Genomic DNA, 2,046 nt, shown 5'->3' with positions numbered 1-2,046 from the left:
CCGCCGATTGACCGGGGGCCGCCCTGGTGACCGAAGCGGCGGACGACCAGCCCGAATCGCCGCACGCGCCCTTCCCTGAGCCACAACACCCTCCACGTTCGAGGTGTTGCGACGATCGGTTGAATCCGCCCAGTGCCCGGCCGCCTCCACACGGTGGCGAGCCTCCTGTGGATGGCCGAGCTACTGATGCGCCCGCCCGACCTCGAGCAGGATGTGGGCCCGATTGTGGTCCTCGCCGAACTCGTACGCGAGCGCGAGTATGGACTCCGATTCTTCGACGATCTGCTGGAACTGGCCGCGGGCGGTGCGCAGCCGGGCCAGGCCGACGTTGAGGTGCTTCGAGAGCGTCGACCCGTGTCGGGCGGGAGGGCAACGCCGGATCATAGACTCGGCTGTAGGTGCGTTCGACAGGCATCTGCGCGACCAGGGTGATGGTGCAGTCCTGGACGTGCACCAGTGAATGGATTTCATCCGCCCGTACCGAGTTCAGCTGGCCGGCGACGTAGTTCCGCTCTTCTGCGCGCTCCAGAGCGTCGTGTTTGAAAGCCCATCGCTGTTCATCGTAGGCCCCGGGCAGCAGTCTGCTGACAAAGGAATACCGGTGGTCATGGATGGACGCCGCAAAACGCCTCTCACCGGTGGGCCAAGGCTTGTAGATGTGCAGCCACATCCGAATCCCCGGTGCGCGTTCAGATCGAGTGAGAGTTTCAGGTGCGTCGTGGTGTCGACCGAGCGGCACAGCAGGTTCTGCCACAACGGTGTCGACAGGTCGCCCAGTTCTGCGATGACGGACCGACAATCGAGCGCCTCGTCCCCCAGCCGCTCACGAGCGGCTTCCATCACCTCTGAAGTCGGCCGTGACTCGGCCAACGACGTCAGTGCGCCACGTATGTCCGCGATGCTCATCGGAGCCTCGTTCGCTCATCCACGTAGTGGATTTCCCCGGGGGGTGAAATTCGGTGCGAACACGGCGAAGAAGGCGACGTCGACATCTCCGTGGTTCTCGATGCTCAGCGGGGTTCCCGACTTGACTGAGACATACACAGGACCAGAGGCGGCGGTATCCGTGCATCGCGGACCGGTAGTCTCCGCTTACGAGGCGAAACGTCCCCTGATAGAAAAAGATGATCTCGTCACCCTGAGACGGGCGTTCGTGGTAGTGCACTGACTGCGCCTTTTTCGGCACAACGAAGGCTACTGCGGCGGAAGTAAAGGGGGTATCCGGCAGGATCGCGGTGGAGACGTTCTCTGCTGCGATGTTCTCTAATTCAACATCATTGAGTGCAACGATGGTCAGCGCGTTGGTGGGCTCCACCTCCCTTTTGTAGCACGGAGATTACGCCAGGGAGAGGGTTCGGTCGGGCATCGTGACAGCTGTAATGATCCGGGCAGGACGTTGTTTCCTTTGGTGAATCTGCGGTAACGGGTAAGGACTGTGACGATCACGGGGGCGAACACCAGGGCCCCCTTCACCGTTAGGGTCCGCCGGACAGGCTCTGCTCGCCGACCGCTCTGGGAGGATCGCGGCCTGCCGCCCTGGGCGGTCGGTTTCCCCGCAGGAACGGCCCTACGTACTGTAGGGTCCGGCTCGCCATCCAACTGTTCAAACGGGGGATCCATGCAGGAAGCACATTGCCCGGGCCCCGGTGCCCCGCCCGGCGAGGACGCGGAGGGCGGACTCGGGCCGACGGTCGCGGTGCTCGTCGTGAGTCTCACGGTCGCGGCCGTGGGGGTGTACCTGCTGTGCGGCTTCGGGCTGCACAGCCTCGACCGGCGGCCGCATCTGTTCGGAGACGGCTTCGCCACGGCGGGCGTGATCGTCGCCACGGTGGCGGCCGGCGCGGCAGTGGGCAATCTGGCGTGGCTGCTGACGGCGTCCCGCCGGCGCGCGGCCTCGGGCGAGGGCGGTTCCGCCGCCGGTGGCGGCCAGGCAGCCTCCCGTGACGGCTGCGCGGCAACCGGCGAAGGCGATCCCGCTCCCGCCTCCGTCGACTGAGCGTCCCCGCTCACGCCCGCCCGGCCGCCCGCGGCCCGGCGAGTAAGCGC

The 2,046-nt window shown here is 65.9% G+C and carries 3 protein-coding genes; 1 reads left to right on the top strand and 2 read right to left on the bottom strand.

All coding sequences use genetic code 11. The features are described from left to right. Nucleotides 1-180 precede the first annotated feature (180 nt). Nucleotides 181-384: a hypothetical protein gene (locus tag ABZV31_RS33590; protein WP_355900645.1), complete on the bottom strand. Its 204-nt coding sequence runs from the start codon at nt 382-384 to the stop codon at nt 181-183. A gap of 102 nt (nt 385-486) precedes the next feature. After that, nucleotides 487-906, bottom strand: coding sequence for a hypothetical protein (locus ABZV31_RS33585; protein ID WP_355900644.1), 420 nt, complete (start codon nt 904-906; stop codon nt 487-489). Between the two features lie 712 nt (nt 907-1,618). Here ABZV31_RS33585 and ABZV31_RS33580 point away from each other — a divergent pair. Next, nucleotides 1,619-1,996 (top strand): hypothetical protein, encoded by a 378-nt coding sequence (locus ABZV31_RS33580; protein ID WP_355900643.1) that lies wholly within the window; start codon nt 1,619-1,621, stop codon nt 1,994-1,996. The last annotated feature ends 50 nt before the right edge of the window (nt 1,997-2,046 follow it).

The organism is Streptomyces sp. NPDC005202 (genome assembly GCF_040608235.1).
GTDB lineage: Bacteria > Actinomycetota > Actinomycetes > Streptomycetales > Streptomycetaceae > Streptomyces.
This window is presented reverse-complemented; position numbering and strand designations above follow the sequence as displayed.